Origin of the sequence: Nonomuraea turkmeniaca, assembly GCF_005889735.1 — a bacterium.
Classification (GTDB): Bacteria; Actinomycetota; Actinomycetes; order Streptosporangiales; family Streptosporangiaceae; genus Nonomuraea; species Nonomuraea turkmeniaca.
In genome coordinates this window covers 1-8,103 of record NZ_VCKY01000353.1, presented here as the reverse complement: position 1 = coordinate 8,103, position 8,103 = coordinate 1, and the positions used below count along the sequence as shown (strand labels likewise).

The 8,103-nt window shown below is 70.3% G+C and carries 9 protein-coding genes; 3 read left to right on the top strand and 6 right to left on the bottom strand.

Going from position 1 to position 8,103, the window contains the following annotated elements:
* The 6 genes from ETD86_RS50730 to ETD86_RS56340 form a co-directional block, all read right to left on the bottom strand.
* On the bottom strand, positions 1-907 hold a 907-nt coding region (locus ETD86_RS50730; RefSeq protein ID WP_138673788.1), incomplete at its 3' end, for a copper transporter.
* Positions 904-2,100: a putative cytokinetic ring protein SteA gene (gene steA, locus ETD86_RS50725; RefSeq protein WP_138673790.1), complete on the bottom strand. Its 1,197-nt coding sequence runs from the start codon at positions 2,098-2,100 to the stop codon at positions 904-906. The genes ETD86_RS50730 and steA, both read right to left, overlap by 4 nt.
* Positions 2,101-2,173: 73 nt before the next feature.
* Entirely contained in the window at positions 2,174-3,883 is a 1,710-nt protein-coding gene (gene recN / locus ETD86_RS50720; RefSeq protein WP_138673787.1) for a DNA repair protein RecN, read from the bottom strand.
* 118 nt (positions 3,884-4,001) lie between these two features.
* Positions 4,002-4,901, bottom strand: coding sequence for an NAD kinase (locus tag ETD86_RS50715; RefSeq protein ID WP_138673786.1), 900 nt, complete (start codon positions 4,899-4,901; stop codon positions 4,002-4,004).
* On the bottom strand, positions 4,898-5,710 hold the full coding sequence (locus ETD86_RS50710) for a TlyA family RNA methyltransferase (protein ID WP_138673785.1): 813 nt from the start codon (positions 5,708-5,710) through the stop codon (positions 4,898-4,900). The genes ETD86_RS50715 and ETD86_RS50710 overlap by 4 nt, the downstream gene beginning before the upstream one ends.
* Positions 5,707-5,907 (bottom strand): hypothetical protein, encoded by a 201-nt coding sequence (locus ETD86_RS56340; protein ID WP_170223739.1) that lies wholly within the window; start codon positions 5,905-5,907, stop codon positions 5,707-5,709. The genes ETD86_RS50710 and ETD86_RS56340 overlap by 4 nt, the downstream gene beginning before the upstream one ends.
* A gap of 127 nt (positions 5,908-6,034) precedes the next feature.
* Here ETD86_RS56340 and ETD86_RS50700 point away from each other — a divergent pair, with 127 nt between their 5' ends.
* The 3 genes from ETD86_RS50700 (at position 6,035) to ETD86_RS50690 (ending at position 7,981) form a co-directional block, all read left to right on the top strand.
* Entirely contained in the window at positions 6,035-6,382 is a 348-nt protein-coding gene (locus ETD86_RS50700; protein ID WP_138673784.1) for an SCP2 sterol-binding domain-containing protein, read from the top strand.
* Between the two features lie 73 nt (positions 6,383-6,455).
* Positions 6,456-7,208, top strand: a complete 753-nt coding sequence (locus ETD86_RS50695; protein ID WP_170223738.1) for an ABC transporter ATP-binding protein — start codon at positions 6,456-6,458, stop codon at positions 7,206-7,208.
* Positions 7,205-7,981, top strand: coding sequence for an ABC transporter permease (locus tag ETD86_RS50690; protein ID WP_138673782.1), 777 nt, complete (start codon positions 7,205-7,207; stop codon positions 7,979-7,981). The genes ETD86_RS50695 and ETD86_RS50690 overlap by 4 nt, the downstream gene beginning before the upstream one ends.
* Positions 7,982-8,103 lie beyond the last annotated feature (122 nt).

The following is an 8,103-nucleotide window of genomic DNA, read 5'->3' as shown; positions in this document are numbered from 1 at the left end:
TGCCGATGCCGTATTGGCCGGCCCGCCCGGACAGTTGCTCCCGGAGAGAGTAGACGATCACGACGCGGCCCGCGGGCATATCGGCGGTGTCGACGGTGGAGACGCGCCTGGCGATCTCGCTCTCGTCGCGTACGGCGCTGATCGGGTCGCCGGGGACGACGGCCGGGGCGGCGGCTCCGGCCAGGACCGTGCCCTTACTCGTCGCGTCGAACCCGTCGGCCACCGAGACCAGCGCGTCGGCGAGGACCTCGGCGGTCTCGCCCTCGTACGGCTTCTCCGGCGCGAACATGACGGCGAGCGTGGCCCGCTTGGCGGGGTCGCCGTCGGTGCCGACCAGCCCGCCCGCCTCGAACGCGCCAAGGATGTCGCCGGTGGTGGCGTTGGGCGTGTTGGCCTGGGCCGGGTCGTTGGTCATGAGGGACGCGGCGAGCAGCGAGGCGGCCCGGTCCCAGCTGGTGGCGGTGGCCGGGAAGACCATGTTGGCCGGTTTCAGCTGATTGACCAGGCCATCGAGCACGCCTTTGCCCGTGGGATCGAGGAACTTCTCGGTCAGCGTGAGGCGCCCGGAGATCTCCGCGCCCGACTGTTCGATCACCTGCTGGGCGGCCTCGCGCACGGCGGTGCTGGAGCCCGGCGACTCGATGAGCAGCACCCGCTGGCCGACCAGGGTGCCGGCCACCATCTCGGGCGTCTGGGCGGTGATGAACGCGTCGTTGCCCGCTTCTCTGCCGCGCAGGGTGTCGAGGTCGGCCCGCAGCCCGTGGTTGGTGTTGGTCAGCTCGTCACTGGTCCTCTTGGCCAGGTCGATCGCGGGGTCCTGGAGCAGCGTGGTGCCCAGCACGATGCCCACCGCCAGCGCCAGGAAGATCGCGACGATGGAGACGAGGTGATAGCGAAAATCGATCACGAGAAGAGTCCGACCAGCCAGAAGATGAACGCGTTCCAGGCGTCTTGCAGGCCGTTCAGCCAGGTGCGGCCGATCGGCGCGGAGACGAGTGCGACGACGATCGTGATCAACGCGGTGATCACGAGGAGGAGCAGCTGCGAGGTGGAGATGCGGCTGCGGTAGAGCCGGCTCACGCCCTTGGCGTCGATGAGCTTGCTGCCAATGATCAACCTTGTCAGGAAAGTGCTGGCCATGCCGGAGCGCCCCTTGTCGAGGAACTCCTCCAGCGTGCCGTGGGTGCCGACGGCGACGATCAGCTCGGCGCCCTTGTCGTCGGCCAGGATCATCGCGATGTCCTCGCTGGTGCCGGTGGCAGGGAAGATCACGGCTTCGCGGCCGAGCTGGTGCACACGCTCCAGCCCTGGTGCCCGGCCGTCGCGGTAGGCGTGCACGACGAGCTCCGCGCCGCAGGTCAGGGCCTTGGTGGAGACGGAGTCGAAGTCGCCCACGATCACGTCGGGCAGGTAGCCGGCCTCCATCAGCGCGTCGGCCCCGCCGTCGACGCCGACGAGGATGGGCCGGTATTCGCGGATGTACGGGCGAAGGGTGGCGATGTCCTCTTTGTAGTGGTAACCGCGGACCACGATGAGGACGTGCCTGCCCTCCATGTTGGTCCGGATCTCGGGTACGCCGACCCCGTCGATGAGCAGCTTGCCCTCGCCGCGGACGTACTCCATCGTGTTGACGGCGAATGCCTCGATCTGCACGGACAGCCCGGCGCGCGCCTCGGCCATGGCGGCCTCGACGGCCTCGGCCGTCTGCTGCTCGCCCTTGCCGACCGCGTCCTCGTCGAGGTAGACGACCCCGTCGCAGAGCCTGACGACGTCGCCGTCCTTGACCCGCTCGAACAGCTCCGTGTTGGCGTTGTCGATGAACGGCACGCCCGCGTCCAGCAGGATCTGCGGCCCCAGGTTGGGGTAGCGACCGCTGATGCCGGACGCGACGTTGACGACGGCCGCCGCTCCGCACGCGACAAGCGCCTCCGCGCTGACCCGGTCCACGTCGACATGGTCGATAATCGCAATTTCCCCCGGCTGGAGGCGCTTGGTGAGCCTCTTGGTACGCCGGTCGATTCTCGCCACTGCCGTTATGCCGGGAAGGTCGCCGACCTTCCTGCCGCGGAGGCCCGGCATCCTGCTTCCCGGAACCTTCATCATGACCATCCTGCCAGAGCGAAACAGCGCACAGGCCACGCATTACGCGGCGTGTCCGCTATGTCACCCAGGATCACCGGTCAGTCGCGGCGAGCCCCAGGAGTTCCTCGGCGTGCGCCCGGCCGAGCTCGGAGTCCTCCAGGCCGGCCAGCATGCGGGACAGCTCGCGTACGCGGCCTTCGTGGTCGAGCGCGGTGACGCCGCTGCGCACGACGCTGCCGTCGCTCGCCTTCTCGACCACGAGATGCTGGTCGGCGAACGCGGCAACCTGCGGCAGGTGGGTGACGACAATCACTTGGGCGGTGCGGGCCAGCCGGGCCAGCCGGCGCCCGATCTCCACCGCCGCCTTGCCACCGACACCCGCGTCGACCTCGTCGAACACGAACGTCGGCACCGGGTCCGCGCCGGCGAACACCACCTCGATCGCGAGCATCACCCGGCTGAGCTCGCCGCCGGACGCGCCCTTGTTGAGCGGCAGCGGCGGCGCGGCAGGGTGGGCGGCCATCCGCAGCTCCACCTCGTCAACCCCCTCGGGGCCGAACTCCGCGCTCTGGCTGAGCTGCACGACGACCCTGGCGTGCGGCATGGCCAGCGCCGTCAGCTCCTCGGTGACGGCCCGGCCGAACCGCTCGGCGGCCGCCTCGCGCACCCTGGTCAGCTCGGCCGCCAGGTCGGTGAGCTTGTCGGTCAGCTCGTCGTACTCGCGGGTCAGCTCGTCGATGCGCTCGTCATCGCCTTCGAGCTCGGATAGGCGGCCCGCGGCCTGCTGCGCCCACGCCAGCACCCCGGCGCTGTCCTCGGCATATTTTCTGATGAGTCCGGACAACACGGAGCGGCGTTCCTGCACCGCCGCCAGCCGCGCCGGGTCGGCCTCGATCGACTCGGCGTACGCCGCCAGGTCGGTGGCCACGTCGGAGATCAGGTATCCGGCCTCGGCCAGCCTGTCGGCCACACTGGCGAGCTGGGTGTCGAAGTCGCGTACGGCCTCCACGGCCGCGCGCGCCTCGCCGAGCAGCGAGATCACGTCGTGCGGGCCGCCGGCCGCCTCCATGGGGTCGCCGAGCAGCGCGGTGTGCGCGGTGGTCGCGGCGCCGCGCAGGGCGTCGGCGTGCGAGAGCCGCTCCTCCTCCGTACGCAGGTCGGCGTCCTCGCCCGGCTTGGGGTCGACCTTCTCGATCTCCTCCAGGCCGAAGCGCAGCATGTCGGCCTCCTGCGCGCGCTCCCTGGCCCTGGTGGTCAGCTCCTCCAGCTGCGCGGCGACCTTCTTGTGCCGCTTGTACGCCTGCGCGTAGGCCCGCAGCGGCTTGACGAGTTCGTTGCCGGCGTACCGGTCCAGCGCGGCCCGCTGCCTGGCGGGCTGGAGCAGCCGCTGCTGATCCATCTGCCCGTGCACCGCCACCAGGTCGTCGGCCAGGTAGGTCAGGGTGCCGACGGGCACCGTGCGGCCGCCGAGCCACGCCCTGGACCGGCCTTCGGCCGACACCGCCCGCGAGATGATCAGCGTGCCGTCCTCGACCTCGCCGCCGATGTCCTCGACCTGCTGGGCGACGCGCCCGCCCGCCTCGATGACCAGCGTGCCCTCCACACTGGCCCGGTCGGCCCCTGGGCGGATGCGCGAGGGGTCGGCCCGGCCGCCGAACAGCAGCCCGAGCCCGGTGACGACCATCGTCTTGCCTGCGCCCGTCTCGCCGGTGACCACGTTGAAGCCCGGCGAAAGCTCGAGCACGGCCTCGTCGATGACGCCGAGCGCCTGGATGCGGACCTCCTCGACCCTTGGTCGCACTGCCCACTCCCGTCACTGCCGTGTTTGTCGGTCACACGGATCGTCTCACTGATGGTCGCACGGATCGTCTCCGAACACGTGTGCCCACGTGATCCTACGCGCTCCGCCTCCCATTCACTCAGGGTCGCACCCTTCCGCGCCAGCCCTGAACAGGAAGCTCGAACTTGGCGACCAGCCTGTCGGTGAACGGCGCGCCGGTGCTCTCCACGCCGTGCAGCCGCGCCAGGCGTACGGGCTCGGTGCCTCTGCGCACCTCCACCCGCGAGCCGGACGGCAGCTCGAAGCGGCGCCGGCCGTCGCACCACAGGACGCCGCCCGGCGTGTCCGGCAGGATCTCCACGGCCAGCGTGGAGCGCGGCGAGACCACCAGCGGCTTGGCGAACAACGCGTGGGCGCTGATGGGCACCATGAGCAGCGCCTCCACCTCCGGCCACACCACGGGTCCGCCCGCCGAGAAGGCATAGGCGGTCGAGCCCGTCGGGGTGGCGCAGATCACGCCGTCGCAGCCCCATCGCGACAGGGGCCGGCCGTCGATCTCGGTGACCACCTCGAGCATGCGTTCCTGTTTCTCGACCGTGGCCTCGTTGAGTGCCCACGTGTCGGCCAGCACCCGGCCGTTCTGCCGGGCGAGAACGTCGATCGTCATGCGCTCCTCGACGTCGTAGCGGCCGGCCACGACGCTGTCGACCGCGGCGGCCAGGTCGTCGACCTCCGCCTCGGCCAGGAACCCGACATGCCCGAGATTCACCCCCAGCAGGGGCGTGCCGGCGGGCCGGGCGAGCTCGGCGGCGCGTAGCAGCGAGCCGTCGCCGCCGAGCACCATCATGACTTCGGCGTCCTTGACCGCGCCGGGATCACCGGGCACCGCCTGCACTCCGGCGCAGCCGATCTCGCCGGCCTCGGACTCGAGCACCCTGACGGCGATCCCGGCGTCGACCAGCCGGTTGATGACCAGGCGGGCGCTCTCGACGGCGACGCCCCGCCCGGTGTGCACGGCGACCAGCACGGTACGATTCATTGCGGCCCTTCCGCGACGGCACGCTGGATCTCGGCTTCGAGGTCGGCGACCGGCGGCTCGCCCTCTCCCTTGCCCAGCCAGAGCAGATATTCCACATTTCCCGACGGTCCGGGCAGCGGGCTCGCGGTCACCCCGCGCACGGTCAGCCCCAGCTCCAGAGCCTTGGCGGCGGCGTCGCGCACGGACTGCTTGCGCAATTCGGGATCGCGTACGACGCCACCCGCCCCCACGAGGTCCTTGCCCACCTCGAACTGCGGCTTGACGAGCAGCACGAAATCCGCCCGCGGCGCCGCGACGGCGGCCAGGGCGGGCAGCACCAGCCTCAGCGAGATGAACGACAGGTCGCCCACGATCAGTGTGGGTGGCTCGCCGACCATGCCGGGGGTCAGATCGCGGACGTTGACGCGTTCCATCACCGTCACCCGCTCGTCGGTCCGCAACGACCAGGCCAGCTGGCCGTAGCCGACGTCGACGGCGAGCACGTGCGCTGCGCCGCGGCGCAGCAGCACGTCGGTGAACCCGCCCGTGGAGGCGCCCGCGTCGAGGCACCTGCGGCCCTCGACGGTCAGGCTGCCGAACGTGTCCAGCGCGCCGAGCAGCTTGTGCGCTCCGCGCGAAACGTAGTCGGGGCCCTCCTCGGAAGCGGCCACGACGATGGGGGACGCGGTGTCGACCTGTGTGGCGGGCTTGCGGGCGAGCTGGCCGCCGACGCTGACCCGGCCGGCGTCGATGAGCTGGGCCGCCTGCTCGCGCGACCTCGCCAGGCCCCGGCGCACCAGCTCACTGTCGAGGCGGATCCGCCGGGTCACCGGTCACCCGGCGCCGGCGCGCCCGCGGCTTCCTCGTCTCCTGCGGCTTCCACGGCGGCCAGCGTGGCCTCGAGCTCGGAAAACGCCTCGTCGAAGACGGCCACGTGGGCGCCGACCGGCAGCTCGCCCAAGCGGCCCATGCCGGCCACGATGGCGTCGACCCGCTCGTCGCCGGTCTCCTCCGGCAGCTCAGTCATGATTCGACCGTAACGCCTCCCGCGAGCACGCGGGACCTTGGCAGGCGTGTCACACGTTGAAGGTCATACGGGGGTGCTAGTGATGTGGAACGCTACGGTCCGCAAAGGGAAAGAAAGGATGCGCATCATGGCAAGCGTCGAGGAGTGCCGGGCGGCACTGGTCAAGCTCGTCGCCCAGTTCGACGAGATCGACGAGGAGGACCGGGCCAAGCACGTGGTGGAACGCACGGTCAGCTGCCGGGTTTCCGACCTTGATGTGATCTTCTACGGCCGGTTGCATCACGGGGGGCTCGAGCCGTTCACGGAGCAGCCGCCGCCGGACGGCAAACCCGCCAACGTGAAGCTGACGATCGCGAGCGACGACCTGATCGCGCTCGTCGACGGGGAGCTGGACCTGGCGCGCGCGCTGCTCGGCGGCCGGGTGAAGATCGACGCGAGCTTTGGTGACCTGCTGCGCCTGCGGAAGCTGATCTAGGCGGGCCGATTGACCGCTCCCGTCGCCAAGTTATTTAATGGAAACGTTAATTATTTGGCGATGGGTGAACAATATGGGTTTGATCATCGAGACCGAACGGCTGAGCCGCTCCTTCGGCGACCGCCTCGCCGTTGACGGTCTGGCCCTGGCGATCGCGCCGGGCGAGATCTTCGGCCTGCTCGGCCCGAACGGCGCCGGCAAAACAACCACGATCAGGATGCTCGCCACACTGCTCCCACCGAGCGGTGGCGCCGCGCGGGTGTGCGGGTTCGACGTGGTGGGGGCGGCTGGAGAGGTACGCAAGCGCATCGGGTACGTGATGCAGCAGGTCTCCCCCATGGGCTACTACATGCTGACCGGCCGCGAGAAGACCGAGATCGAGGCGGCCCTCTACCACGTTCCGAGGCGGCAGGTGAAGGCCAGGGCCGGAGAGGTCCTCGACCTGGTGGGGTTGTCGGAGGACGCCGACAGGCTGGTCCAGGAGTACTCCGGAGGCATGCAGAAGCGCCTCGACCTGGCCTGCGGGCTGCTGCACCGGCCAGAGCTGCTGATACTCGACGAGCCGACGCTCGGCCTGGACGTGCCGTCGCGCCACCGCATGTGGGATCACATCCGCTCGCTGTGCGACCAGGGGATGACCGTGCTGCTGGCGACCAACTACATGGACGAGGCGGACCGGCTCTGCGACCGCCTGACGATCATCGACCACGGCCGTGAGGTGGTCAGCGGCACGCCTGCCGAGCTGAAGGAGGCGACCGGGGCGCCCTCGCTCGACGACGTGTTCCTCCGCCACACCGGCCACGCACTGCGTGAGGAGGCGGAATGATGTGGTCCCAGGAAGTCCTGGCGTTGTCCAGGCGGTGGCTCCTCATCCTCCTGCGGGAGCGCCTGAACCTGCTGTTCAGCGTGCTGCAGCCGGCCGTGTGGCTGGTGTTCTTCGCCGGCGCCCTGGGCGGTGCGATGGATCCCCGTGCGGTCGGCACGGACGACTACATCGCGTTCGCGGTGCCGGGGATCATCGCCTTCACCGTGGTCGGCAACGGGGTGACGGCGGCGATGCCGCTGCTGTTCGACAAGGAGACCGGCTACCTCGACAAGCTGCTCAGCATGCCGATCAGGCGGAGCTCGCTGATCGTGTCGCGTTTCGTGTTCCAGGTGGGGATGAACTCTGCCCAGGTGGTGGTGATCCTGCTGGTGGCGCTCGTCCTGGGCGTGCGTCCCGCGTCCGGCCCGCTCGGCGTGCTGGCGATCCTGGTCGCGACGGCGCTGCTGACCCTGGCGCTCACGGCGGCGGCGATGGCGCTGGCCTGCGCGGTGCCCTCGCACGGGACGTTCTTCGCGATCACGGGGTTCGCGTCGTTGCCGCTGTTGTTCATGAGCAACGCATTCGTGCCGCTGTCGGCCATGCCGGGATGGATGGAGACCGTGGCCCGGGCCAACCCGCTCACGTACGCCATCGAGGCCATGCGGCTGCTGGTGCTGGACGGCTGGAGCGGCGGGGTGCCGCTGTCGCTGGGCGCGCTGGTGGTGGCGTCGGCGCTGCTCCTGGCCGTGGGCTCGTGGCAGTTCGCGAGACAGACCAGTGAGCGAATCGCCTGACGCCGGCACGCGAAGAGCGTCGGCTCAGCCGGCGAGGCGGTCCAGGACGGGCTTGACCGCGTCCTCCTCGATCCGCCCCTCCCCGGCCGCCGCCCACGCCGCGTCGCAGGCGGCCCGCAACC